The sequence below is a fragment of the Selenomonas ruminantium subsp. lactilytica TAM6421 genome (assembly GCF_000284095.1).
Classification (GTDB): domain Bacteria; phylum Bacillota; class Negativicutes; order Selenomonadales; family Selenomonadaceae; genus Selenomonas_A; species Selenomonas_A lactilytica.
In genome coordinates this window covers 1-25125 of record NC_017076.1, presented here as the reverse complement: position 1 = coordinate 25125, position 25125 = coordinate 1, and the positions used below count along the sequence as shown (strand labels likewise).

25 protein-coding genes and 1 pseudogene are annotated in these 25125 nt (G+C 43.8%); 19 read left to right on the top strand and 7 right to left on the bottom strand.

Going from position 1 to position 25125, the window contains the following annotated elements; all coding sequences use genetic code 11:
• Nucleotides 1–45: 45 nt before the first annotated feature.
• Nucleotides 46–1365: an ATP-binding protein gene (locus SELR_RS14560; protein WP_014430912.1), complete on the bottom strand. Its 1320-nt coding sequence runs from the start codon at nucleotides 1363–1365 to the stop codon at nucleotides 46–48.
• 136 nt (nucleotides 1366–1501) lie between these two features.
• On the opposite strand from SELR_RS14560, the gene SELR_RS14555 reads away from it, so the two are divergent.
• The 4 genes from SELR_RS14555 (at nucleotide 1502) to SELR_RS14540 (ending at nucleotide 6492) form a co-directional block, all read left to right on the top strand.
• Nucleotides 1502–1795: a hypothetical protein gene (locus SELR_RS14555; RefSeq protein WP_014430911.1), complete on the top strand. Its 294-nt coding sequence runs from the start codon at nucleotides 1502–1504 to the stop codon at nucleotides 1793–1795.
• 354 nt (nucleotides 1796–2149) lie between these two features.
• The gene (locus tag SELR_RS14550; RefSeq protein ID WP_014430910.1) at nucleotides 2150–3382 is read left to right on the top strand and encodes a glutamate-cysteine ligase family protein; all 1233 of its coding nucleotides are present in this window, start codon (nucleotides 2150–2152) and stop codon (nucleotides 3380–3382) included.
• A gap of 11 nt (nucleotides 3383–3393) precedes the next feature.
• Complete coding sequence (locus tag SELR_RS14545; RefSeq protein WP_014430909.1) at nucleotides 3394–5127, top strand: MATE family efflux transporter; 1734 nt, start codon at nucleotides 3394–3396, stop codon at nucleotides 5125–5127.
• Nucleotides 5128–5133: 6 nt separating this feature from the next.
• Entirely contained in the window at nucleotides 5134–6492 is a 1359-nt protein-coding gene (locus SELR_RS14540; RefSeq protein WP_014430908.1) for a hypothetical protein, read from the top strand.
• A 25-nt stretch (nucleotides 6493–6517) separates the two neighbouring features.
• Here the strand turns inward: SELR_RS14540 and SELR_RS14535 are convergent.
• A pseudogene (locus SELR_RS14535) lies at nucleotides 6518–7225 on the bottom strand (acetolactate decarboxylase); the annotation flags it as partial.
• A 261-nt stretch (nucleotides 7226–7486) separates the two neighbouring features.
• On the opposite strand from SELR_RS14535, the gene SELR_RS14530 reads away from it, so the two are divergent.
• From SELR_RS14530 to SELR_RS14465, 15 genes are all read left to right on the top strand, one after another.
• On the top strand, nucleotides 7487–7825 hold the full coding sequence (locus SELR_RS14530) for a hypothetical protein (protein WP_014430906.1): 339 nt from the start codon (nucleotides 7487–7489) through the stop codon (nucleotides 7823–7825).
• 55 nt (nucleotides 7826–7880) lie between these two features.
• Nucleotides 7881–8102: a hypothetical protein gene (locus tag SELR_RS14525; RefSeq protein ID WP_041914863.1), complete on the top strand. Its 222-nt coding sequence runs from the start codon at nucleotides 7881–7883 to the stop codon at nucleotides 8100–8102.
• 28 nt (nucleotides 8103–8130) lie between these two features.
• Nucleotides 8131–8880: an alpha/beta hydrolase gene (locus SELR_RS14520; RefSeq protein ID WP_014430904.1), complete on the top strand. Its 750-nt coding sequence runs from the start codon at nucleotides 8131–8133 to the stop codon at nucleotides 8878–8880.
• Between the two features lie 20 nt (nucleotides 8881–8900).
• The gene (locus SELR_RS14515; protein WP_041914862.1) at nucleotides 8901–9662 is read left to right on the top strand and encodes a hypothetical protein; all 762 of its coding nucleotides are present in this window, start codon (nucleotides 8901–8903) and stop codon (nucleotides 9660–9662) included.
• A gap of 6 nt (nucleotides 9663–9668) precedes the next feature.
• Nucleotides 9669–10058 (top strand): NlpC/P60 family protein, encoded by a 390-nt coding sequence (locus SELR_RS14510; protein WP_014430902.1) that lies wholly within the window; start codon nucleotides 9669–9671, stop codon nucleotides 10056–10058.
• A 22-nt stretch (nucleotides 10059–10080) separates the two neighbouring features.
• Nucleotides 10081–11265, top strand: coding sequence for a BMP family ABC transporter substrate-binding protein (locus SELR_RS14505; RefSeq protein ID WP_014430901.1), 1185 nt, complete (start codon nucleotides 10081–10083; stop codon nucleotides 11263–11265).
• Nucleotides 11266–11348: 83 nt separating this feature from the next.
• Nucleotides 11349–12194 (top strand): acetolactate decarboxylase, encoded by an 846-nt coding sequence (budA, locus tag SELR_RS14500; protein ID WP_014430900.1) that lies wholly within the window; start codon nucleotides 11349–11351, stop codon nucleotides 12192–12194.
• Nucleotides 12184–12483 (top strand): hypothetical protein, encoded by a 300-nt coding sequence (locus SELR_RS14495; protein ID WP_041914861.1) that lies wholly within the window; start codon nucleotides 12184–12186, stop codon nucleotides 12481–12483. The genes budA and SELR_RS14495 overlap by 11 nt, the downstream gene beginning before the upstream one ends.
• An 81-nt stretch (nucleotides 12484–12564) precedes the next feature.
• Nucleotides 12565–13509, top strand: a complete 945-nt coding sequence (locus tag SELR_RS14490; RefSeq protein ID WP_014430898.1) for an alpha/beta fold hydrolase — start codon at nucleotides 12565–12567, stop codon at nucleotides 13507–13509.
• A gap of 12 nt (nucleotides 13510–13521) precedes the next feature.
• The gene (locus tag SELR_RS19305; RefSeq protein ID WP_014430897.1) at nucleotides 13522–14754 is read left to right on the top strand and encodes an STAS domain-containing protein; all 1233 of its coding nucleotides are present in this window, start codon (nucleotides 13522–13524) and stop codon (nucleotides 14752–14754) included.
• Between the two features lie 332 nt (nucleotides 14755–15086).
• Complete coding sequence (locus SELR_RS14480) at nucleotides 15087–15692, top strand: nucleoside 2-deoxyribosyltransferase (RefSeq protein WP_014430895.1); 606 nt, start codon at nucleotides 15087–15089, stop codon at nucleotides 15690–15692.
• A gap of 96 nt (nucleotides 15693–15788) precedes the next feature.
• Complete coding sequence (locus SELR_RS14475; protein ID WP_231848189.1) at nucleotides 15789–16826, top strand: HAD family hydrolase; 1038 nt, start codon at nucleotides 15789–15791, stop codon at nucleotides 16824–16826.
• A gap of 87 nt (nucleotides 16827–16913) precedes the next feature.
• Nucleotides 16914–18275 carry a GntP family permease gene (locus SELR_RS14470; protein WP_014430893.1) on the top strand — a complete coding sequence of 454 codons (1362 nt, stop codon included), beginning with the start codon at nucleotides 16914–16916 and terminating at the stop codon, nucleotides 18273–18275.
• Nucleotides 18259–18438: a 4Fe-4S binding protein gene (locus SELR_RS18465; protein ID WP_331386705.1), complete on the top strand. Its 180-nt coding sequence runs from the start codon at nucleotides 18259–18261 to the stop codon at nucleotides 18436–18438. Before SELR_RS14470 ends, SELR_RS18465 begins: the two co-directional genes overlap by 17 nt.
• Before the next feature lie 74 nt (nucleotides 18439–18512).
• Nucleotides 18513–19493, top strand: a complete 981-nt coding sequence (locus tag SELR_RS14465; protein WP_014430892.1) for a P1 family peptidase — start codon at nucleotides 18513–18515, stop codon at nucleotides 19491–19493.
• Here the strand turns inward: SELR_RS14465 and SELR_RS18680 are convergent.
• The 5 genes from SELR_RS18680 to SELR_RS14435 form a co-directional block, all read right to left on the bottom strand.
• Nucleotides 19472–19816 carry a C-GCAxxG-C-C family protein gene (locus SELR_RS18680; protein ID WP_269453580.1) on the bottom strand — a complete coding sequence of 115 codons (345 nt, stop codon included), beginning with the start codon at nucleotides 19814–19816 and terminating at the stop codon, nucleotides 19472–19474. The two genes, SELR_RS14465 and SELR_RS18680, sit on opposite strands and share 22 nt — an antisense overlap.
• Nucleotides 19767–20920 (bottom strand): IS3 family transposase gene (locus tag SELR_RS14455; protein WP_102013498.1). Its coding sequence is split into 2 segments (ribosomal slippage): nucleotides 19767–20683 and nucleotides 20683–20920, totalling 1155 coding nucleotides; the frame shifts between segments, so codons are not numbered across the junction. Before SELR_RS14455 ends, SELR_RS18680 begins: the two co-directional genes overlap by 50 nt.
• 104 nt (nucleotides 20921–21024) lie before the next feature.
• Nucleotides 21025–22401 (bottom strand): replication initiation protein, encoded by a 1377-nt coding sequence (locus SELR_RS14445; RefSeq protein WP_014430888.1) that lies wholly within the window; start codon nucleotides 22399–22401, stop codon nucleotides 21025–21027.
• A gap of 686 nt (nucleotides 22402–23087) precedes the next feature.
• A complete protein-coding gene (locus tag SELR_RS14440) occupies nucleotides 23088–24164 on the bottom strand; it encodes a ParB/RepB/Spo0J family partition protein (protein WP_014430887.1) in 1077 nt (358 codons plus the stop codon).
• The gene (locus SELR_RS14435; protein WP_231848187.1) at nucleotides 24151–24972 is read right to left on the bottom strand and encodes a ParA family protein; all 822 of its coding nucleotides are present in this window, start codon (nucleotides 24970–24972) and stop codon (nucleotides 24151–24153) included. Before SELR_RS14435 ends, SELR_RS14440 begins: the two co-directional genes overlap by 14 nt.
• Nucleotides 24973–25125 lie beyond the last annotated feature (153 nt).

Below are 25125 nucleotides of genomic sequence, written 5' to 3'. Positions count from 1 at the left end.
GGATGTGCGAAGTTTGAGTTATTGAATCATGTTTCTGATTGAAAGTCATTCATGTTCGTTGCTTAACAAGAAATCCAATAAGTTTATAATTCGTATACCATCTTCTGTTAGTTTGATATTACTATCTAAGGTTAAAACAATCTTAGGGAAGTTATCTTTTATCTCTTTTAAAGGAGCTAATTCACGTGTAATGGTTTCTTCAGAGCGCATCTCTTGCGTAACTTGATAATATATCTTTTCTTCACCTTTTATAGCGATAAAGTCTACTTCTTTATTGCCAATTTTGCCAACGGCTACATCATACCCCCTACGAAGTAATTCAAAGTAGACAACATTTTCAATCTGGTGTCCTGTATCTACCCCTCTGTAGCCTAGCAGATAATTCCTAAGGCCTGTATCTACCATGTAATATTTACCGAGGGTTTGTAAATACTCTTTACCTTTTATGTCAAATCTTTTTATGGGATAAAAGAGATACGCTTCTGTTATATCGTCTACATAATTGGAAATAGTTCTGACAGCAGGTTTTCCATGTCTTTTTCTTTCCTGCAACATTTTATTAGATACAAGCGTATTACTGATATTGTTGAAGGAAATACTGCTTCCAATATTATCAGCGAGAAATTGACATACCTTTTCGAGCAAGACAGAATCTATGGTGTGAGAATTTGGTTTTAAGTTGGCACGGTCAATTATATCTCTTTTTACAACTGTGTTATATATACCATCTAATATAGCTAAAACCTTATCCTGCTCAAGTCCAATATCACTCAAAACTGGGAAGCCACCATAACGAACATATGCCTCGAACAAATCTGCAATCTCTGTCATTTCACCCAAAGCGTCATAGGCTCGTTTTCTTTGTTCCCCGATTGGTGAAACATAATCTTTTAAGGTATATCCTTGAAAGGTTATGAACTCCTTAAAAGATAAAGGCAACATTTTTATTTCCACATATCTACCAGATAAATAAGTAGCATATTCAGATGATAATAAGTAAGCATTTGAACCTGTTATGTATATATCACAATTAAAATCGACTTGAAAAGAATTAACGGTCTTATTCCAATTTTCTATAGTCTGTGGTTCGTCAAGAAAGATATACATTTTTCTCCCAGTAATGATTCTTTCTTGTACATATTGATAGACTTGTTTACGGTCAAAATCATCAAATTTATTAGATTCAAAATTCATGTAAATTATTTGTTCAGGTAGAGTATCATGTTCAATTAGATATTTCATCATGAGCTTCATTACTGTCGATTTTCCGCAGCGTCTAATGCCAGTGATGATTTTGACCGGCTCCTGGTCCTTAAAAGCCAGCAGTTGCTTAAGATATATGTTGCGTTGCTTTATTTCTTCCATAATGCACCTCCACTACTGTAATAATACCATAAAATATCATTTATATCAAGTTTACTATCCGAAATGCAACAAATTTTATACATAAGTAGTTTTATTGTCTTATGATTGAAGTCTATCCCACATAGGAGGCGATAAAATGCTATACATTGCAAGAGACGGTGTCGGGAACATCACGGCCATCTGTGATAACCAGACCACCGCCGAGAACTTACAGGCACTTATTGATGATAATGTCGATGAAGTGCTTTCTGACGGTGTTGCAGAGGATTATGTTTACACCATTGTTGACAAGGTGGGTTTCCAGCACATTGCCACCAGCGAAGCGGCGGTAGTGGAACACATCACATCTACACCTGATATTGAGTTCAAGGAGGACAGCCAGTTCTACGGTCTGCCGAAGGACGAGGCCAAGGCAGCTATACAAATATAGCTTTCCCATAATCTCTTTCTACAGGAAGTTCAAACTACGAAAGATTCTGATAACGATAAAGTATAACCATAGGACTGTTGCGCATCATGAGGCGCAGCAGTCCTTTTATATATGAAAAAAGTGTTGTGCAGGCTTGACAGACATTAGGAAAAAAGGCAGCAGCTCTGCGTTATTACTGCCCTTTTTGCAGGAATGTCGAATGTTATTGTGGAAATAATAAAGTCAAGCACTAAGAGAGGATGGCCATGTAAAGTTTTGCATCACGGTTATAGGAACGCTGCGGTGCAAAACAAGATGACGGCTTTCACCCTATAAGTTTTTTCTTGGAAACAATAGATGAGGCAGAATCTAAAAATGAAGGAATGGAAAAAAGCGTTAGTAAATCACTTTCGACAAGGAATTAAGCACAATACGTTACCAAGACTAGGCGTGGAGTTAGAGCACTTTATTGTGTGTCATGACACCAAAAATGCCGTCTCGTACTACGGAGAAGGTGGAGTGAGAGAAATCTTGCTTGGGTTGATGTCACATTATCCCCATGCAATAGCCTTAGAAGAGGCGGATTTATTAGGCTTTTCCACTGATGAATTCGTTATCACTCTTGAGCCTGCTTCTCAACTAGAAATAAGTATTTTTCCTATGACATCTATCTCACGAATTAGCCTTGTTTATGATGATTTATGTAAAAATCTAAATACTGAACTACTGCCCTACGGCTATGAATTTATGACTGTAGGGTGTCAACCAACTAGCCATGTAGATGATTTACCCATGATTCCCAAAGAACGCTATCTGCTGATGGACAAATACTTTGTCGGAACTGGGAATGGGGGACGTGAAATGATGCGGGGAACAGCCTCGCTTCAGGTATCTATTGATTACTTTTCTGAGGATGATTTTCGGCGGAAAATACAGGCAGCCTATTATTATTCTCCGATACTAAAAATGTTGACAGATAGTTCCAGAACTTTTGAAGGCAAAACTCTTAAGAGCTTTCTAAAACGAACTGATATTTGGAGACGAGTAGATAAGGCTCGTACAGGTATAGTGCCAAATATTTTCAAGGTAGATTACTGCTTTTCTGATTATGCTGATTATATCGGCACTGTACCACCTATCTTTGTGCTAGAGGGGAAAACGTATCGGTATACCGGCGACAGAACGACTGAATCGCTATATGAAAAAAAACCTATGACTGAAAAAGCTTTATCGCATATTCTGTCCATGGCTTTTCCAGATGTAAGATTGAAAAATTATTTGGAATTAAGAATGGCAGATTCTGTATCATCATATCTAATGCTGGCTTATTGTGCATTGCTAAAAGGTTTGCTATACTCGGATGAGGGATTATCATTTGCCGCAGATGGCATACGAAAAAATAATCTAACGGAGAAGGATATTTTAGTTGCAGAAGATAATTTGATGACAAAAGGCTATGATGCCATCGTCTACGGGCAGCCATTACGGAAAATTGCCACTAATATGTTAAGCATTGCCGAAGGTATACTGACACAGGAAGAACGTGATTTTTTGCATCCTTTTGCAGAGAGAATTCTTCATGGTAAAAATGATTACACTTCGCATTAGAAAGGTAAATTATGAAATTTATAGATGCCATTGTCGGCAAAACATTTTGTGGTCAGCAATTTACACGGCTTCTTTTTGCTGCTGTTGTCACAACATTTATAACAAACTTGAATTTCATAGCTGACAAGATTTTTGCGACACAACTTTTTGGAAAAACTGCCATGGCAGGGATAGAAATCGTACTTCCTTTGCTTTATGCTACGGCTTTTTTAGAATTTATGATTGCAACAGGAACAGCTTATCTCTATTCCTTTGAAATAGGTGCTTTTAATGCCAAAAGAGCCAATTGTCTCGTTGGTCAAGGGATTATCTGGACGCTATTTTTGTCTGCCTTACTAGCAGTGAGCTTATACTGGGCTGAGGACTTATATTTTTCCTTTTATCCTCACGCTGAAACTACGACTGCCTTTGCCCGTTTGTATTACGAGCCTTTTTTGGCAACAATTGCTATACATCCCATGTATATTTTAATGCAAATGATGGTTTATGCAGACGGCGGTGGCAGATATTGTGTATTCGCCACGGTAATCCAAATAACGGTACACATGATAGTAGCTCTTTTTTTGACGATAGGTTTGGATTTTGGGATGACTGGCATAGCACTGAGCGTTTTTATTAGTGAGATTGGAGCTATGGCTGTATTTGCACGGTGGATGTTTTCTGTTTCACAGACATTAAAGCCGAAGTTTTATTGTTCCTTTAGCGACACTTTAAAGGTGCTAAAATTAAGCTATGTCAACGCCTCTCTCTCCCTATACATTGCTGTTGGCAATATGATTTTGGTTATATATTTTTTGCGGGATTTCGGGCAGGATTACTTCCCGGTTTTATCAGCAGTTATTTCCATTTTTCAACTAGCGGTTTGTTTAAGTGGTGTAGAAAAGGCAACAGAACCTCTCGTTAATATTTATTTAGGTGAAAATAATTTTGATGGCGTAATAAAAATCATGAAACCAGCGGCCATAGTAGCAGCTTTATTTGGTGGAGCAGTTATCCCTGTTATGTGGTTATTTTGTGAACCTATTGCCAGTATTTTCGGCATTGCCGATGTTGCAATAGTTGCTGAGGCCAAAATTGTTATAAGAACTGTCGCTTTCGCAATGCCCTTTGTGGCATTACTCTACCTTTTTACCATGTATTATCAAATTAACGGCTATTTCAAAATTGCCATATCGCTTTCTTTTTGTAAGGATTTACTTTTGTATACCGGTCTTCCGATACTGTTTTCCTCTTTTATAGGTGTGCGTGGTGTGTGGCTTGGCATGGTCGCTGTTCCCTTTGGCACTTTCCTTTTATTTGCCATTGTCCTTCGTATCCGCTATCCCGAAACATTCCCCATGCTTGTCTTCAATAAGGATATCGTTTCTCAAGATGAAGTGCTTAATATCTGTAATGTTATCAAGCTTAGGGATTGGGCAGAAGGGGAATTTCAAAAGAGGGGATTTTCATCACGATATGTTATGAAAGTCGGTCTCCTTGTTGAGGAGATTGGCATGAGCGTGGTAGAAAAGAATCTAGGCACAAATATCCTAGCAGAGTTGACCTTATTTTTTGACGGAGAACCAAAAATAATTCTGCGTGATAATGGCATACACTTTGACATGACACAAGATAATCTTAGTTCTTTTCGTGATTATTTTCTTTACAGTTTATTAACTGAGGAAAATATAGGAAAAAATTTTCTGGAGACACAAAATTATAATCGACATATTTTTCGCCCAGTGCTGAAGAATAAAGGAGGCTGATGAAATTTGAAATCAACATTTGAAATCCGTCAAGAATACTTTTACTTGATTGAAAAATATGGGGATGAAAATAAATTAGCTGCACTCGCCATGAAAGAAAACATAGAGCGTTCCCCACTATACTATAACGGGCATTTAAAATACAGTACTGTACATATTCCTCGAATATATACAAAAGTAGATTTGGATAGGTTTCAGTGGATTGTGGGTACTGCTTATGGCATTTTTGCCAAGGTCATTGGAGCATATTTTGCTCACGCAGGATATCGTGCACTATTTCCTTTTTCACAAGAGCTTGAAGAGTTGATTCTTACACCGCGTGGCTATGATTCTATAATTCCCATTTCCCGTGCAGATATTTTTTACAATGAAGAGACTGGAGATTTTGGTTTCTGTGAGATAAACACGGATGGAACAAGCGGAATGGATGCAAATAGAATTTTAGACGAGATTATGATTGATAATCCAGCCCATCAAGAAATGATACGCCGCTATAGATTTGAAACCATGGAACTCTTCGACCGGTGGGTTGGTACCTTTATGAGGATTTACGACACTTATGAAGGTAAGGTTTCTCACCCAAATGTTGCCATAGTTGACTTTATGGATAAGGCGACTTGGCGCGAATTTCAAGAATTTGCCCGTTCGTTTCAAAAAAATGGAATTGACTGTGAAATATGCGATATTCGTCAATTGCACTTTGAAGACGGTAAACTTTACTCATCGAACGGTCATGTTATTGATGCCATATACCGCCGTGCCGTAACGGCTGACATTATGGATAATCTCGATGATGTTCGTCCTTTCTTGCAGGCAGTGCGGGAAAATGCTTGTTTCATAGCGGGGCATTTTTGTACACAGATTATTCACCACAAATGGTTATTTTATATTTTGCACCATCCCGAAACAACGAAGTTTCTTTCACCGGATGAGACGAAATTTATAGAGGCACACATACCCAAAACATTCCCCCTTGAAAAAGATGCTATAGATTTGGAAGAAGTGATAAATCATAAAAAGCGATATATATTGAAGCCTCGGGATGCTTATGCTGCTTCCGGCGTTTTTGCTGGAGTGGATTATCCCCAGAAAAAATGGGAGGAACAAGTGCGGCTTGTCTATGACAACGGCTATATTTGCCAAGAATATTGGCCACAATATGTCAATCAAAACATTGATTTTGCGTGGGGAAAAGGCAAGTGGTGCCCCTACATCAACATGACCGGACTTTATGCTTATGATGGGGAATTTGCCGGTATATTTTCACGTTTGGCCACGAATGGAGGAATAATAGCTACCGGGCACAACGAACAGGCACAACCAACCTATATCGTCACAGATAAAACCAATGAAGTTAAGAAATAGGAACATGCCCTAGTTTATGTGTCTCTTATGCATTTTTACCCTGCTCGACACTTTTGATTTCTTCTTTGGATGCACTTTTCAATTCATAGGTATCAAATGCTAAAGAGTTAGGAATACGTATTTCTAAGCTGGTTATTTTGCAAAAAGAGGCATTTCCACTGGTTAGACTGATATCAAATACATGTCCGCCATTTTTTTCATCTTCTGAGAGAAAATGCATATGCCATCCTGCGGCATTGATACCATCCATATAGTCAGGGTAATATACACAGACAAGAGAGCCTTTTATATTTTCAAAAATAAATGCTTTCTGTGTAATGCTTAATGCATCTTTCAAGGTCACATGATGTGCCTTGGTACCGGATTCGGAGCGTGCATCTACTTTGGCAAACTCTCCGTTGATTCTGACTGCATACATGGAGTTAAGGCCAAAATCATCATCGACACAACGTGTCAGCCATTCCTTGAGCTTCTCGATGGTATCCATCTTCTCGCATTCTTCAAAACGGTGGGGATGAAAATGGCAGACAGAAGCAAATGGCACGCCTCTCTCGTCCTCGGCATGTGTTACATCGCCATTATTCCTGGCGCGATAGCACTTTCCATCCAAAACAATCATCTCGCCATCCACATCTTCAAAGGTTCCCAGCCCCAGATTCCCATGCTTGAGCAGTTCTCCCACCGTTATCACTGATTTTGAATATCCCAGTGCCAAAGCCTGCAAGGTAGATACCTGATAATATTTTCTATGTCCATAATGTTACCTCCTCATGGTGCATCACTTTTCTAAGCAATCTCTTTTGTTATTTCGAGAAGCAGCTATGATTCACCTGCTGGAGCGGTGAATCAATCGTAAAACGGGAGGCGTTCCAAGGAGGCGGCAGGTTGCCAGCGATGAATATACAGATGTAGGACAGTGAAAAAGCAGGAAATTTCTCAATTTTACAGAATAGAAGCAAGATACAGATATATTTAGGTACAGGGGGTTCTTAGATTGAAAACCGAAAAGATTGTAGTTAGCAGCAACGGGCGCGGTATGACCATGGCTCTTGATGAAGTGGAGGCTTTCAGTCGTTCCATGGGGTTTGACGAGCGCAGCTCTATGCGGGCGCGCCTACTGGCTGAGGAAACTATGAGCATGGTGAGGGCCATTGTGGAGGATTTTGAGGCAGATTTTTGGATGGAAAGCACAGAGGAGTGCAGCTGTGAGCTGCATCTATTGGCTGTGGCGGATATGAACTTCAAGAAAAGACAGGATCTCATAAACACGTCAACCCACAAGCGTAATGAAGCGTCTGTGGGCATTATGGGCAAGATTAAAGACTTTTATTGAAGGCAGCCTCTTTTACTTGGGGAGCGGCTCCAATAGGCCAGTGGGGGATTATCACATGGTAGGCTGTGTTAGCTATGAAGAGATACAGCTATGGTCTCTGGAGCAATACCGCCTATGCTTGGAGAAGGACAGGGAGGAAGGGGCAGATGTAGATGCCCTGTTTGACGAACTGGAAAAATCCATCGTTGCCAATATTGCTGATGATGTGCGTGTATCTGTACAGGATGACAATATAGAAATGATTATCCGCAAGAATTTTCCCATAGACAAGCTATAAACACTGACGCTATAAAGGAGGCAGCAACATGCTTATTGAAGGTGCAGAATCATTTTTTCTCCCTGGAGATGGTCAAAAGAAAGCCGTGCTTTTGGTGCAGGGATTTGCTGGAAATACCGCTGAGCTTTGGCCAATGGGGAAATTCTTGGAAGCCAAAGGATATACAGTGCTTGCACCAAGACTTCCTGGGCATGGAACAAAGGTAGAAGACCTTCTTCGGACAAATGCTGATGATTGGCTGGATGCCGTGCGGGACGGCTATTCTGTTCTCCGTGGCTTGGCCAAAGATATTGTAGTAATCGGCGGCTCCATGGGAGGAAGCCTTGGCCTTATTTTGTCAGCGGAAAAACAGGTTAAAGGGGTGGTCACATTAGCGGCACCTATTTTCATTGCACAGGAACAGGGCATTTCTGCCCTTCCGCCCAAGGAAATGCTGACATCTTCAGATTTTACACCTGAGAATAAGCGGAACCTCGTAAATGTTCCCAAAGCCGCTAATTTGATTTATGATAAAATCCCCCTTCTTTCTGTTTATGATCTTCTTGAAGTTATAGAGCGTAGCAAAAAATGTCTGCCCAAAATTACCGCTCCCTCCTTAATCGTTCATGGTAAAGATGATACGATGGCGGCGGTTGAAAGTGCCCAATATATTGGAGAGCATATTGGCAGCAGTCGGAAGAAAGTAGTTTTGCTTGATGGAGCAGGGCATTTGCTTCCCTTAATGGAAGGTCGGGAGGCTGTTTTCGAGAAAATAAGCAGTTTCTTAGATACGCTTTGATTAAAGGAGAAACAATGAAAATGCGTAAAAAGACAATGGCATGGTTGGCGGTGTCAGGCTGGCTGTCAGTCCCTGGATTTGCTGCTGCAGAGGATCAGACGTATTATGGCTTTGGAGATGGCGATAATACAGAGGCTGTATCCGATGTGAAGTGGGTTTTGAATAAAGACTACAGTCATTATGGAGGCCATCAGTGGTTTTTTAATGCCTATACCAAAGAGGGGACAGTCTCAAACAGTACCTTGACGATAAACGGAGGGACCTACAGGGTCAATGGGGATACCTCGTCTGGTTCAGGCAGGTATTCCAATTACTTTTATGGTGGCTTTACGAGGAACAACGGCAGTGCCACAGGCAATGGCATTATCATCAATTATGGCAATTTCGTTAATGAATCAGACACTTGGCAGTCCACTGGCATTTATGCTGCCAATGCCATGGGGGAGGACTACGCTGCCTCAGATAACTATGTTACGGTAAACGGCGGAAGTTTTCAGGGACGTACCTACATTTCTGCCGTCCTTGGCAGTTTAGGCAGTGATGCCGTGAACAACAGGGTTACGGTTAATGATGGTGAGTTTGAAACGGGCATTTATATCTTCGGGGGACGTGCCTATAGCACAGGCAATACCGACAACAATACAGTCACGGTAAGCAGCGGCACCATTGGCGGCAACAAGGCTTTCATTTGGGGCGGCATGACCATGAGTAATATAGGCAACGCCACCGGCAACAAGATTGCCATTTACATCCCTGCAAGATTGAAGGATGTCTACGGTTAGGGCGGCATGGAGGAGAGTGTTGACTGCTCCTCCTTTGTGCAGGATGTCTACCGTTCCATGGGCATCTTGCTTCCCCGCGATGCCGACCAGCAGGAACTGGCCATGAATCACTCCGTATCCCTAGAGGGGCTAAACACTGATGCTCGCTATCAAAAAGCAGCGGAGGCACCTGTAGGCGCACTATTCTTCAAGCCTGGCCATGTGATGCTCTATCTTGGCAAAGATGCAAAAGGCACCCCCTTGGCGATTCACTCTGCCAGCAGCTATTTCACCTTCTCTGGCAATAAGAGCAAAAAGCATTACATCCGGCGGGTACTGGTTTCCGACCTATCCTACCAAAACGGCAAAGCCGTCCGGACCATTGATGGCATGACTTCGATAGGAAGTTGTTTCTAAATTTTTTAAGAAGGTTTTTCAAATGAAAAAAAAGTTTACATTATGGGCGTACTTTGCCGTCGCATTTATGCTGGCAATGTCCTCGTTTTCTATCGCAAATGTCGTGGAAGCCGCTATTCCTAAGGCTGGTTTTATCTTCTTTCATGATGAGGCATCGACATATGATGCCAACTTCATGAGAGCTGCGGAGCAGGCTTGTCGTGAGCAAGGTGTAGAATTTGTTTTCAAAACAGCTGTTCCTGAGAGTGAAGAATGCACGAAAATTGCTGCTGAATTAGTGCAGGAAGGATGCAGAATTGTTTTTGCTGACAGTTTCGGTCACGATTCCTACATGGCAGAAGCAGCAAAAAAATTCCCTGCTGTTTATTTTATTACCGCTACCGGTGTAAAATCACATACTGCCAACCTGCCCAATTATCATAATGCCTTTGCAACTATCTATGAAGGACGGTATTTGACGGGGATTGCCGCTGGCATGAAGCTTAATGAAATGATTGCTGAAGGCAAAATCGCCCCCAATAAAGCAAAAATCGGTTACGTAGGCGCATACACCTATCCTGAGGTCATTTCGGGTTACACCGCTTTTTTCTTGGGAGTGCGTTCCGTCTGCAAAACAGCGACAATGGATGTTCTCTTCACCGGTTCATGGTATGATTACGATGCAGAGAAAAAGGCAGCCGAACAGCTTGTAGCCGGTGGAGCAGTTCTGCTCGGCCAGCACTCTGATTCTATGGGAGTTCCTTCCTTCTGCGAAGCAAACAATATCCCCAATGTGGCTTATAACGAAAGTCTCGAAAAAGAATATCCCAAGACATTTTTGGTAAGTTCAAAAATTAATTGGAAACCATATTTTACCTATATCATCGATAGTGTCAAAAATGGCAAAGCCATTGCAAGGGATTGGACAGGGCATATGGCAGATGGCTCTGTAGAAATATCCGCTATAAATGAAAGAGTCGCAGCAAAGGGGACGGCTAGGGCTTTGGCAAAAGCGCAAAAGAAGTTGTCCAACGGTAAAGTAAATGTATTTGATGTAAGAAAATTTACGGTAAGTGGAGCGCAGCTTAATGCCTTTGAAGCTGCTATCAGTGAGGGAGATGTACGGGAAGCGGTGAAAGATGGCTATTTCCATGAATCCGAATACCGCTCGGCACCATATTTTGACTTGACCATTGATGGAGTAAATCTGCTGAACACCGCCTACTAAACTTGAACAGTGGTAGCGTTTTGTTGCTTTGCAAGTTAGTATTGAAAAAATTTTAATATTCTTATTCGAGGAGTATGAGAGAAATGAAATTTGACATTAAAAAGAAACTTATTGCGGCCGCTATTACCAGTGCGGTGACGATTGGCGCGGGAATCGGTGCATCTCCTGCGTATGCTGCTCAAGCTGATCGTGAGAGCATTGCCCAGGTGGCGCTCTTGCAATCCTTGGCACAGGGATATTTTGGCGGCACGGTTACTGCCGGGCAGCTTCGCAAGCTCGGCGATACGGGAATCGGAACTTTTGAGGGACTCAACGGCGAGATGATTGTGCTGGATGGCAAGGTCTACCAGGCCTTGGGGGACGGGCGTGTCATCGTTGCCCCCGACAAGACCATCATCCCTTATGCCACTGTGACCTTCTTTGACAAGGATATTGCCGTCAAGCTGGAGAATATCAAGGATAAGGCAGCTTTGGAGAAAGCTTTGAATGATGCCGTTCAGCAGCACGGAGCCAATAGTTTCTACATGGTAAAATTCCCGGCAGAATTCTCCTCCATTCTGTTCCGCAGCGAATACGGCAGCCAGGAGCCATATCCCACCCTGGTGGAGGCTTTGAAAGGCAAGCAGACGGAGTTTACCGAGCAGAACATCAAGGGCACTCTGGTGGGGCTGTACTGCCCGAGCTACATGGGGGAACTTAACTCCGTGGGCTGGCATTTCCATTTCCTTTCGGATGACAAAAAGAAGGGCGGGCATATTTTGGAGCTTTCCCTGAAGAGTGCCACGGCATATCTTGACCAGACGGACAAGTTCACCATGATTCTCCATGCTGACAAAAAGTTCCATGACCTCAATCTTGCCAAGGATATGACAAATGATATCAGAAGCGCAGAGCAGGATACAAAGGGTAAATTGCAGGGTGAAAAGTGAAAACAGACTCCCTGCACTTGATGTGTTTCGGGGGCTGGCGCTCTTGCAGCTGGGCTTTATGCTGGTGCCGGATATCATGGAGAACATCTTTTGCATCTGCCGGAACTTTGGCCGCAATGCCCTGCTGATGTACATATTGTCCGAACTTGTGCAGAGTTTTCTTTGGAGCCTAAAAACTCCTGATGGGGAGTTGGTTTATCCCTGGCTATGGGAAATCTCCGTAAAGGATTGTGGCAGTACAGCTTTCAGCATTCTGCTCTTTTCCATGATGTGGATTCTCTTTTGGTAGATTCCGGCCCGCCTGCTGGCTCGACGGGGCATATTGCTTCGCCTGTAGAAAAAGTGAGAAATCAGAGGGGAGCGGTAGATAGTGAGAGCAGTTCGGATTACAATCATTTGTTTGGTGTTGAATTTCTTGTGTTTATCCGCTGCCTGGGCGGGAGAAATATTACAGGAGAATATTCCTCTGGAACGGAACGGTATACAGCTGCATTTGGAGCGTTATGCAGAGCAGGACGGGCAGGAGAAAAAGCCCATCCTGTTTGTGCATGGCGTAACCTACTCCTCCCATGAGTTTGATGTTGACTATGGGGATTACAGCCTGACACGCTATTTGGCCCGTCATGGCTTTGAGGTATGGCTCCTGGATATAGCAGGATTTGGCAGGTCAGGAGAGGTCAGGAATGGGTTCCTGCCAGATTCCGATTATGCAGCCGAAGACATAGCAGCAGCAGTTCGTTGCATTCTGGCAAGGCATAATCTTCCTTCCATGGATATTCTGGGGTGGAGCTGGGGAACCGTGACCAGCGGACGCTTTGCGGCAAAATACCCGGAATTGGTCCATAGGCTTGTCCTCTATGCGCCTATCGTGGCTGGCCTTGGTGATGTGCGGGTAAAGGAACCCTTCCATAAGAATACCTGGGAACATGCGGCAGATGATTTTCAAAAGACAGCAGATGGCAGTATAGACTTCAATATCACCGAGAAAGCTGTGGCAGACACCTACCTTGCCAATGCCTGGCACTATGACAAGGATACCAGCCCCAACGGAGGTCGGCGTGATTTATTGGTGAGCAGCAAAAAACGGCTGATACCCACCGCAGAGATAAAAGCTCCCGTGCTTATTATCGCAGGTACCAATGATCCTTATGTAACTCCAGAAATGTGTGCAGAAGCTTATAAGACCTTGCCAAATAAAGATTCGCGGCTGGAGATTATCCCCGGGGCAGCTCATGCCATGCTTATGGAGCGCCCGTACTATAAGCTGTTTCGTGAGAATGTTATGGATTTTTTGGTAGAGGGCAGAAATGAATAAGGAAGATGATAAATGTCAGTAAGGAGTATAGAGGCACGAGTCAATCCGGTTTACCTTACAGCTAAGACAGCGGTGTGCTTGATGGTGCAAGCGGGAATACCAGAGGCGGATAAGATTGTCCATGCATTGGCTTTGGAAAACAATGCACCACTGCAAAATATGACGGATGCTGAAACTATCCTGGGCAACGCGCTGGTAGTTGAGGCCAAGTATCGTACCATGTGCCGCTTGATAGAGGCTTCCGGGTATCAGACATGTGTAGACTTGCCATGTGGCTATACGCCAAAGGCAATTTATATGGCGGAACACAATCGAAACTTTGTTGGTCTGGACTTGCCTATCGTTGTAGGGGAAGCAGGACCGATTATCCGTCAGCTGGCTGGTAGTGCAGAAAATGTGTCCTTTCACGGAGTAGATGCTACAAACTACACCTCATTGAAAAAAGCCTTGCAGGGCTGTGTCGGGCCTTTATGTATCTCAACCGAGGGCATGATGATGTATTTCAGTGATGATGAGGTTGATAACGTCATCGCCAATATACAATGCCTGCTAAGAGAACATGGCGGCTGTTGGATAACCCCGGACCCTGAATATGCGCTACAGTTTTGCGGTACATTCCGTGCTGTTTTCGGCGAAGAATCCCTTGCCAAGCTCATGGCGACCAAGGACGAGGCCCAAGGGCAGTCAGCAGTGGCTGCTTTAGGCAACGCCTTTATCATAGAGCCGACAGATATACAAAATTCGCAAGCAAGAGCTGAAACGCTTTTAGCAAAGCATAGCCTGAAAGTCGAAAAGGTTAATCTAGGGGAACATATGCCGGAATTAAGCGTTTATAAACAGTTTGCTCCAGAGCAGATTGTGCGCTTTAAGGAAGCTATGCATCATTGCCATTACTGGGTCATTACCCTTGATGAGGCAAAGGAAATACAAACTGACAGGCCCCGGGAGGAGCAGCCCTTTGAACTGCAATATACAGTGAAAAAGGGAATACTTCACCTAGCTCTGCATGGCAGGCTTGACACCATCTCAGCACCGAGACTTCTGCTGGCCTGGGAGGAAGCTAATGCTGACGGAAGTATTGAAGGGGTAAGGATAGATTGTGCACAGCTGGAGTATATATCATCGGCAGGAATTCGCTTGCTGCTTGAGATGCAGGAAAACTGCAGCCGTCACATAGTTTTTTCTGGAGCCAGTGTAAAAGTAAAAGAAATCTTGCAGCAGAAAGGTTTTGGGGATGTTATATAATGTTATCAAAAAAATTATTTTGCAGCCTGCAAAGACAAAAGAAAATCTTGGCCATGGCCGCGCTATCTCTTTGCCGATGACTATATTGATGCCAAGTCAGGCCATAGCCGTGGCTCTACGGTAGACCTGACCCTGTTTGATATGCAGACGGGCAAGGATGTGGACATGGGGACATTGTCCACGGAATGGTGGCATTTTACCTTGAAGAATGAGCCGTATCCTAATACATATTTCACCTTCCCAATTCAGAAATTGCTGTAAGGGGGAATATAGTAAAAAGAGGGGCTGCGCTATCACATCCCCTTCGTGTTCAAGAGCCAGGAGGAAAGAAGATGTTTAGAACCAGCAGAAGGCTTCCATTGATAAGAACTATAATACTATGTATGGTTATGCTGTTATCAGTTGATGTTTATGCAAATGGAAATGAAAAGTTTAGTGATAATTCTTCTGAAGATACCTTAAAAACAAAAATGATAGAACATATAGGAGTTGGGAAAAAAGTTTATTTAGCTGGTCCGCTGTTTAATCAAGCCGAAAAGGATTTCAATCTAAAGATAACAAAAGTGCTCGAACATAATGGATATCAGGTATTTTTGCCTCAACGAGATGGAATAGAAGCTGCATTATTACAGGGAAAGACGGAAGAAGAACTTGTAAAGATGATTTTTGGATTAGATGCTGGAGAAGTAAGAAAAGCAGATATTATCTTTATGAATTTGGACGGTCGGGTACCTGATGAGGGAGCTTGTGTTGAGCTTGGTATTGCTTACGGTATCGGTAAGCGGTGCTATGGTTTCAAAACAGATACACGTTCAGTTGAATTAGGACTTGACCTGAATCCGATGATAAGCGGTTGTATGTTCAAAGTTTTCAAATCTTATGATGGCGATAAACTGATAGAAGAAATACAACAATACTTATCTCAAAACAAGCTTTAGGAGTGCTTGCTGTAGGTCAATTGTCTAGTAGCACGGAATGGGGGATTGAACATGTATCGGACCAATAAAATTATCGCTACACTTGTGGCAAGTTTTATGATTGGAAGCATAGGATGGATGCCGTGCTCCGAAGCGGCCTCTCGCACGGAAATCGCGCAAATTTCCGTGAATCAGAAGGGGAGCAATTTCAAGTATTGGCAGAAGGGGTCGGCAGTGCTTGCCCAACTCCGTGATTATGTACAGAAGGTAACGAATCCCAAGGACAAAGACTTTATCCCGGTGCGTGATCGTATTGCTGTATTTGATGTGGACGGCACACTGGTTTGCGAAACGGCACCATTTTGCTTCGATTTTTTGATGATGGTGGACAGGGCATTATACGACTCAAGCTACACTGCTTCTGCTCGTGATGCTCAAAACGCCAAGGATGTGGAAATGGACATCTATGCCCATAAGGTCACCAACGATACCCGGATAAAGACATGCGAATCCCATGCTTCTGTTTTTGCAGGCATGACACCGGAGGAATATGAGACTTATATCGAGAAATATATGCAAAAAAGCGTAGAGGGTTTCCAAAACCTGAAAATCGGCGAGGCATACTACCTTCCAATGGTGGAGGTACTGTCCTACCTCAGAGCCAATGACTTCAAGATATTCCTGGTATCGGGGGCAGATCGTCAGTACACTCGTGTCATGGTAGAGATTTTGCCAGTGGACAGTGACAACATAATCGGAACGGATTATCGGTATGTGGAGGAAAATCAACAGGGAAAGGATGGCATGGAATATGTCTTCCCTTCGGATGGCAAGGTTGTGCGCGGTGAGTTCGAGGTAAAGAACATCAACATGAACAAGGTTTCTGCCATGGCCAAGGAAATAGGCAAACATCCCGTGTTAGCCTTCGGCAATTCAAGCGGAGATTTCAGTATGTACAACTATACAACTGCAAATACAAAATATAAAACCATGGTATTCTCCCTGCTTGCCGATGATACCGAAAGGGAATTTGGCAAGCCTTTTTCGGCAGAGAAAATGCTGAAAAATTGTGAGCAGAACGGATGGATACCGATTTCCATGAGAGATGATTGGAGAACCATCTATGGAGATAATGTGAAGAAGACAGGAGAATGAAAATCGCAGGAATTTTTTTGGGGGTTGCAGAGTAAAGTGGCTGGGAAAAAGCGCTTATTTTTTATATCGTAACAGGAGTGGTAAAACATGTCGCAAGAGCAACAAGTTCTTGTAGGTCTTGCCGTCGGTATAATTGTTCTCATTTGGATGATTATAAAGACAAAAATTCATACGTTTCTTGCCCTTATCCTTGCCACGATTATTGTCGGCTTGGTGGGTGGAATCGAGTACGACAAGATAGTCGGCAGCATAACCAAGGGGTTCGGCATCACACTGGGCAGTATCGGCATCATCATCGGCTTCGGCGTGATGATGGGGCGTCTTTTTGAAGTTTCGGGAGCGGCCAAGCGAATGGCACTTTGCTTCTTGAAACTTTTCGGCAAAGGCCACGAGGAACTAGCTATGGCAATCACCGGTTTTCTTGTGTCTATTCCAATATTTTGCGACTCTGCCTTTATCATTCTTACTCCCCTTGCCAAAGCAATTTCCGCCACCAGCCGCAAGTCCATCGTTTCTATCGGCCTGGCGTTGGCAACAGGGCTTGTTATTACGCACTCTCTTGTCCCGCCGACACCCGGTCCCGTCGGGGTGGCCGGAATTTTTGGAATCGATGTCGGCTCTCTCATTCTCTGGGGGCTTGTCCTGTCAGTGCCGATGATGTTTGGCTCGCTCGTCTTTGCTAAATACATCGGCGAGAAAATTTGGCAAATCCCCAAGGACGACGGTGGCTGGACACGGGACAGCAACTACGTTTCCAATTTGAGAAACGATGTGTATGAAGAGGCCAATCTGCCGAACTCTTTTATTTCTTTTGCGCCGATAGTCGCGCCAATAATTCTTATCTTGCTTGGCAATGTCACTGCGACTATGGGTATGAAGGAGGGCGCTTTCGCTTTCATCGCGTTTTTGGGCTCGCCGGTCATCGCGGTTGGCATCGGCTTTCTTATAGCCCTACACGGATTGGCGGGCAGTCTTGACCGTAAACAGGTTTTGGCCAAGATGGAAAACGGTATGAAGTCCGCGGGGATAATCATGCTCATAACGGGGAGCGGCGGTGCCTTGGGCATGTTGATTCGCGACTGCGGCGTGGGTCAAGTCATCGCGGAAAGTATGATTTTGTGGAACATACCTGCCGTTCTTTTGCCCTTCGTAATTTCTACCGTGGTGCGTTTCATTCAGGGTAGTGGCACCGTTGCTATGATAACGGCGGCTTCGATAACGGCACCTATAATTGCGAATATGTCGGTTAATCCCCTCTTTGCCGCACTGGGGGCATGTGTAGGCTCGCTCTTTTATTCTTATTTCAACGACAGTTTTTTCTGGGTGGTGAATCGCTCCATAGGCATCACAGAAGGTAGCGAGCAACTTCGTCTGTATTCAGTATCGAGTACGATAGCTTGGGCAATCGGTCTTATTGGTCTTTTGATTTTGAATGGGTTGGTGGGGTGATGCGCTAAACTTGTCCATGAAACATAAAAGATGTGTGGGCTGTCATCTTTGCGTTCTGGTCTGCCCGACAGATTCCATACGCTCATCGGGAAGAAGGATTTACCGCAGCAGCAACTTGCTGACTGGTGCCATAAGAACAGGGAGATTTCCTTTATGTACTTGAAGAAGCTTATGAAAAATGCAGCCCTGCTGCTGTGTTCAATAGCGATGATATCAGCTGGCGGGGAGGTGCATGGGATGGAAATTCAGGCCAAGAAAATCCCTTTGGGGTCTATAGACGGGGCCTGCGTGGGAAATGCCCAGAACAATGAGGGCAAGACGGGTGTTACTGTGCTTTGCTTTCCCAAAGGGGCAAAAACTGGCATTGATATCAGCAGCGGCGGCCCTGCCTCCCGGGAGACTCCTGTCCTTGAACCCACCAGAGAGGACATTGGCATACATGCTATCGTCCTTAGTGGTGGGAGCGCCTACGGCTTGGCGGCAGCAGATGGCGTAATGGCCTGCTTGGAGGAAAATGGCATTGGCTTAGACACAGGTTTTGCCTTAGTGCCTTTGGTGGTGCAAAGCTGCATCTATGACCTTTCCTATGGGAGCGCAACTGTTCGTCCGGATAAAGCCATGGGTTATGAGGCATGTCTTAATGCCCTAAAAAAGAATAATCCCCAAAGCGGCTCGATTGGTGCAGGTACGGGAGCCACCGTGGGGAAAATGTGCGGCATGAAGCAATCACAGAAAAGCGGGATTGGCTATTATGCCATGCAGATAGGGGATTTGAAGATAGGAGCCGTTGTAGTGGTAAATGCTATGGGGGATGTCTATGCGGAGGGACGGAAGATTGCCGGGCTCATGAATGAATCCCGCACGGAATACATAGATAGCACCAGGGCGTTTTACAAGATTGCTGCCCCAAAAGATTTGCCATCCCGCACCAACACCACCATTGGTGCAATCATCACCAATGGCAGGTTTGAAAAGGCGCAGCTCACCCGTATCGCCCAGCAGGCTGGCAATGCCTATGCCAGATGCATCAATCCCGTGGGGACGCTGACAGATGGGGATACGGTTTATGCCTCCTCCTGCGGCGAGCAGGTAACGGCTGACGTCAATATGGCAGGAACACTGGCGGCAGAAGTAATGGCCAAAGCCATAGAACGGGCGATAACTTCATCTCAAATGGATGATGAGGAATATCTGTCTTATTGCTTGGATTGTAGATAATTCTTTTCAAAAAGCGCAGCTGCTGTTGCGCAAAAATCTGCGCAGGGGCGCTCAGCATAATTTTCCTTTGTACGCTTAGATGGTATGGGCTGGTCATGCTTCTGTTCTAACCCCAACAGCTCCCGGCAGATTATAGATCCTTTGGATTCTTGAAATTGAAGGACAAGCTCTTGTACTTTGCTGTACAGAGCTTTTTTCTTTTCATCGTCAGGCATGTCATATCCGTCTGTTAGCCCAATTGTAGTGGTCAAGCATTTTTGTAACACTTGTGTCTTAATAATTGCTGATTCCTGTCCTGGCTTCGAACGGAGTCTTGTAACCATTATATGAATGTGGCCGCACATGGTTATACCAGACATAAGCGAACTCTTCAACAGATGCATAAAGATCGTCCTCTGCCAGATAGTCATGCAGGTAAATCCATTCATTCTTTAGCGTATTGAAGTAGCGCTCCATCGGAGCATTATCATATGGATAGCCAGCCTTGCTCATACTTTGGGTAATACCTGCCGATTCACAGAATTCGGTAAATTCCTTTGAAGTGAACTGAGATCCCTGGTCCGAATGCAGAATCAGATTTTTACTTATGGATGTCTGGGCTTCCAGTGCCTTCTTTACTGTACGGATAGCCAGGTCGGTGGTAATGTTCCTGTCCGTAATGCTGGATACCACGCTGCGGTCATGCAGATCGATTACGGAGCAATTATACCGTACGCTGCCATCCTTCAGGAAAAGATATGTAAAGTCAGTAGCCCATTTCTGGTTAATCTGTTCTGCCTGGAAATCCTGGTTCAACAGATTATCAAAAACCTTGTGTACTGTGCCTTTCTGGTAATTCGGCTTCTTCCTTCGAACAATGGCATGAAGATTCAGCTCCTTATTCATGTACTGATGAACAATAAGGGCACTAAGATGAACATGCTTCCGTTTCAAGAAAATCTGCATGCTGCGGTAACCATCCACACCGTTATGCTCGTGGTATATCGTGGTGATTTCCTTGAGCACACGCTGTTTCTGGGCACGATAAGCAGACTTCCTGTTTTTCAGGAAGTTGTAGTAGGCATTGGGGCAAATGTTGAATTTACGCAACAACCAGCGCACGCCAAATTCATGATGATGTTCTTGGATGAACCGATAAGCCTCTAATCGATTTCCTTTGCAAAGAATGCCGCTGCTTTTTTTAGGAAAAGATTCTCCTTTCTAAGTTCTTCCATTTCCTTTCTGAGCTTACGTATTTCTTTCATGGAGTCGTATTCATTCTGGCTTTCAGGATTGTTCTGGCATTCTTCGCGAAATTCGTTGCACCAGTTGATAATGCTGGCTTTTGACATTCCATACTCTTCAATGATGCTTCTTATAGATCGGCCTTCTTCAAGCCGAAGGCGGACAATCTGCTTTTTAAATGTTTCGTCGTAATGTTGTGGCATAATAAAACCTCCAAGGATATTATATTTTATTAGTCACTGGTGTTACAACTTTAGTTTATCACTTCAATTGGGTCACTTATATTCTTCAACCTGCATTAGGCTTTTTAAAATAATTCTCCTTGAGATGGAATATCAATCTCTTTCAGTGTCATTTTCGCCGTTATAAAGTTCACCAAAATCTTATATTCCCTATAATTCTTCTTGCCGGTCAATGCATGCTGAATATTAAACTCTTTTTTACCAGCCATTGCATTAAGCTGTAACGCATTCTTGCTTATAAAGCTGCTCAACCCAAAAGGTTCCTTGGAGATATTCTCCAGATACTCTTTGGCCTTTTGGTTGTAATAAAGAGCAGAGTTAGTAACCTCATCCTGCTCCTGAGCTTGAGCTACTTGTTTCCTTGCTTCAACGTTCTGTTTGCGAGCTTTCTCCCTGCCGAGCATTTCATCAAACTTGTCATTTTGTTCGGCCCAATGTTCTGTCACTGCCTTGAGGAAATACTTACCGTAAATATCCTTGCCCTTATCCTTGCCTTTTTTCTTATCTTTAGCAATGATTTCATACATTACATAGTGAAAATTTGCAATGATGCAATCATCTGGAACGCCATCCAATTTTTTATCAATATAAGAGGGGTCAAAGCCGTGCTCAAGAGCCAGTATCATGACCATTTGAACAGCGGTAGAAAACTTCTTGCAGATAGTTGCTTGAGCAGGACTCATGGACTGTAGCAAATCGTCATTGCTGAGATTTGCGTAGAAACCAAAGCTAATTCTGGTGGCCTTTACTCCCGGCCTGCCATTATCCTCTATGAAGAAGTCTTTATAGTCCGTGTGTTTATGGATTTCCTTTACAGCAGGTTTAATGACTTTAGCCTTGAACTGTTTGAAAGAATCATAGTAAGAAGACGTAGCACCAATCCCCTGGCGAAACTCTTCCAAGGATACCTCGTTTATGCCTTGACGGTCTAAATTTTTAAGATAGATGTAGATGCGAATAGCAGGGACGGTATCAAGGGCTACAATGTCTTTTGAATCCAGAGACAGATATGCTCCTTCCTTTAGAGCAAATAAATAGGGACGCATCATCTGCGGAATCTCCAGTTGGAGGATGTGCGTATTTCTGTCGTATGCAACGCCGGATACGAAATTTGCTGTAAAGACATTCTTTTCACCACGAGAGTCAGCTGCACTCTTTTTGCGAATACCTTTCGTAGAAAGGTCAGCAAAAATATCTGCAACGATTGTACCACGTGCTTTTCTTTTATCGATACCCAGCTTATCTGCAATATCAAAAGCATTGAGGCGATAAATATTAGAACCATCGTCGTTGTCGGGGTCGAGAGTAGCAACAAAAACAATCCATGCTTTGAGCTGTGTGGATGTAAGCTCATAAGGAGCAGAAGCAAATCTCTCTGCCAATTTGGCGTAATTGTTACCTATGACTTGAAGAAAGACAGGGCTTTCTAAGTGTGTTTGCATGCTCATTACTCCATAATGGTCAATCTTTAGGTTTATTATAGGCGAAGGGGAGTAAAACTTTCAAGGTATGAACGCAACAAATCTGGGTACCTTTCCTCGCGTGTGCGTATTATATATTTAATAAAAAATATAATATATAGGGGGCAAAGGTACCAGATTTGGTTGAAGTGGTGGAAGGCCGCGTCATTACTGGGGTTTTCTGCGATTAAGAGGGATAATGCAAAACCGAAAGGTACCAGGATTCGTTGAAAGGTACCCAGATTCGTTGAAAGGTACCCAGATTCGTTGAAACGCGAAAATAGCTGTGAATGGCGTGAATTAGCCGTTTTTGGGTACTTTTATGATGTTTGAAAGGTACCTAGTTTGGTTGAAATGGCAAAACGTGGAGAGGTATTTGTAATGCTTCAAGTGCCAGAAACCGCGTAATTAGCGGGTTTTAAGGTTTTCCGGGAATGAAAAGCAGACTGGTAAAGGTACCAAGATTGGTTGAAAGAAAATGGTAAAGGTACCTGGATTGGTTGAAGAAAGGTACCAACATTTGTTGAGATGAATAATTTATCCACATTTTATCCACAGAGTTATACACAGGGCGGAAGTGTTGAAAGGTACCTAGATTTGTTGTAATTTGACGATAAAGGTACCTAAAAAAGTTGTGCAACCCAATTAGGTACCTTTGAGATAGGAGTTTAGGAGAAGTTTTTGAGGATGAAGTCCTCGTAATTCTTCAGAAATGTTTTAAGTTTGTTTTTGGGGAGATATAACAAGACAGGTTCACAATCTTCAGGCGGTTTTTCTTTTGTCTTGAACATCAGATGGCCATCCTCTTCCCACATTGCTTCCAGAGAGTAGGAGGGAGCAGGAGCACTGAGGGCATCAATAACCTCGTGAAACTTGGCGATAATCTCATTGTGTACCGTCTTTGCGGGAACCTTCATAATTACCTCGTCAGTAAGAAGGTCACGCATTTCATAAAGCTCACGCTGAATATTCTGAGGGAAGGAAGCCAGACGACTGGAGGCCTTCAGTGATATTTCATCATTCTGGAACATGTCGAAGAACTCGGGGATGAGCTTGGCTATTTTGTCCCAATAGAAGACCGTGGAACGTTTGATGTTCATTTGTTCGGCGACCTTGTTCATGATGTCGGACTCTCTCCGGCCCTTTAGCATTTCTATCTTGTTATGGATGCAGAAGGCACGGTCGCGGGCAGACAAGTTGGCTCTCTGGACATAGTTGGTGTCGGTTACGATTTCACGGGCCTGATTATCGGTAAGCTCGCCATACCAGTATATCTTTGCCTCAATGGAGAGGTACTTCTCATCATTGGTTATTTCGTAGAGCATACCATAGAGCGAGTTGCGGGTATTGCCTGCGAGAATCTGGAACTGGCTGTTATCCTCACTGATGGAACGTACAACGATAGGCTGCAAAAGGCCATTGTAGTAAATACTTTCTGCCATCAGGATTTTTTTGTCCTCAGAGATTTCGGTAAATTGATTCCAGTCATCAGGGGTAGGAACCAGCTTGCTACGCTCAATTTTAGCGTAGGCTCCCGAGGTACCAGCTATCCTTTCCAACGTGTCGGAAATATCTACACTGCTTTCTTCCGTGGCTTCTGGTATCTGCTCTTTAGAAGGGGGAGTATCAATAAGCTGCTGGAGTTTGGCCTTCAGTTCCGCATTTTCGAACTTTTTGCTGATGCCAATCTGCTCTTTTATATCTTCAGGTTTGGCATCTGTTGGATGAAAATCAATTTTCCTCAAGACGTTTCACCACCTCATCAATAAGTTTGGAATAGGCCTTGGATGCCTTGCAGCTGGGATATTTAAAGGTAACAGGCATTCCGGCATTTTCTGCGTTTACAACGTCCTGAGCTCTGGGAACTTTGGTCTCAAATAAAGCTGAATCCCAATGGCCCTTGACCATGGGGAGCAATTCATGGAACGATGTAGTGCGGTCTACGACCTTATTGAAGAATACACCCAGCAGCTTCAGATTTTCGTTCAGTGCCCGGGATTTAGTCATGAAGGCAACCATGGAGTTTGCACCGATGACAGAATCGTATGCTGCCTCGATGGGGATGACTACATAGTCAGAGCCAATGAAGGCAGAGCCAACTTCATTATTGAGAGCGGGCCGGGCATCAATGATTATATAGTCATACTTGTCCATGGCTCTGGCCTCATGGATGATGCCTTTGAACATGATGGCGGAGTTGATGCTGTCGGAGCTGAGCTGGTTGTAGGTACCATCCAGCCGCAGGTCACTGATGATGATATCAATACGGGGAAACTCGTCAAGGTGCTGGATATAGTTTTCTAAAGGATGATGCTCATCGTTGCCCATACGGTCTTCAATCAATGCACCCAGGTAATTTGGTTGAGGGTCGCTGGTGCTGAAGCCGAAACGGCCGGAGAGATTTCCCTGGGGGTCTGCATCAATTAGCAGGACTTTTTTTCCTCTTTTGGAAAGGAGGTCAGCGAAAGCAGCTGCTGAGGTAGTTTTACCGACGCCACCTTTATTGTTGGCAATACTTATGGCGATTCCCTTGTGCTTTGGAGCATTTTCCATGGTTTCAATCTCCTTCTGATATAGTGCGTCTACCGCCTGGTCCAAAATTCTGGTTTGGGGCTGTCCACTGTTTTTTGCCATCTCTTTTAGCTTTGCGACATTGTCAGTGGATAATGTTGCTCCGATGGACTTTCGGTATGTCAATCCCGGCAT

Bases quoted from the DNA above. Each gene is read 5' to 3' on its own strand.
- SELR_RS14465 (WP_014430892.1), top strand. From the start codon at position 18,513: ATGGAAATTCAGGCCAAGAAAATCCCTTTGGGGTCTATAGACGGGGCC.
- SELR_RS14510 (WP_014430902.1), top strand. From the start codon at position 9,669: ATGGAGGAGAGTGTTGACTGCTCCTCCTTTGTGCAGGATGTCTACCGT.
- budA (WP_014430900.1), top strand. From the start codon at position 11,349: ATGAAATTTGACATTAAAAAGAAACTTATTGCGGCCGCTATTACCAGT.
- SELR_RS14525 (WP_041914863.1), top strand. From the start codon at position 7,881: ATGGTAGGCTGTGTTAGCTATGAAGAGATACAGCTATGGTCTCTGGAG.
- SELR_RS14550 (WP_014430910.1), top strand. From the start codon at position 2,150: ATGAAGGAATGGAAAAAAGCGTTAGTAAATCACTTTCGACAAGGAATT.
- SELR_RS18680 (WP_269453580.1), bottom strand. From the start codon at position 19,816: ATGGTTACAAGACTCCGTTCGAAGCCAGGACAGGAATCAGCAATTATT.
- SELR_RS14520 (WP_014430904.1), top strand. From the start codon at position 8,131: ATGCTTATTGAAGGTGCAGAATCATTTTTTCTCCCTGGAGATGGTCAA.
- SELR_RS14435 (WP_231848187.1), bottom strand. From the start codon at position 24,972: ATGGAAAATGCTCCAAAGCACAAGGGAATCGCCATAAGTATTGCCAAC.
- SELR_RS14475 (WP_231848189.1), top strand. From the start codon at position 15,789: ATGATTGGAAGCATAGGATGGATGCCGTGCTCCGAAGCGGCCTCTCGC.
- SELR_RS19305 (WP_014430897.1), top strand. From the start codon at position 13,522: ATGTCAGTAAGGAGTATAGAGGCACGAGTCAATCCGGTTTACCTTACA.
- SELR_RS14480 (WP_014430895.1), top strand. From the start codon at position 15,087: ATGTTTAGAACCAGCAGAAGGCTTCCATTGATAAGAACTATAATACTA.
- SELR_RS18465 (WP_331386705.1), top strand. From the start codon at position 18,259: ATGGGTTGGTGGGGTGATGCGCTAAACTTGTCCATGAAACATAAAAGA.
- SELR_RS14555 (WP_014430911.1), top strand. From the start codon at position 1,502: ATGCTATACATTGCAAGAGACGGTGTCGGGAACATCACGGCCATCTGT.
- SELR_RS14445 (WP_014430888.1), bottom strand. From the start codon at position 22,401: ATGCAAACACACTTAGAAAGCCCTGTCTTTCTTCAAGTCATAGGTAAC.
- SELR_RS14505 (WP_014430901.1), top strand. From the start codon at position 10,081: ATGAAAAAAAAGTTTACATTATGGGCGTACTTTGCCGTCGCATTTATG.
- SELR_RS14545 (WP_014430909.1), top strand. From the start codon at position 3,394: ATGAAATTTATAGATGCCATTGTCGGCAAAACATTTTGTGGTCAGCAA.
- SELR_RS14470 (WP_014430893.1), top strand. From the start codon at position 16,914: ATGTCGCAAGAGCAACAAGTTCTTGTAGGTCTTGCCGTCGGTATAATT.
- SELR_RS14560 (WP_014430912.1), bottom strand. From the start codon at position 1,365: ATGGAAGAAATAAAGCAACGCAACATATATCTTAAGCAACTGCTGGCT.
- SELR_RS14515 (WP_041914862.1), top strand. From the start codon at position 8,901: ATGCGTAAAAAGACAATGGCATGGTTGGCGGTGTCAGGCTGGCTGTCA.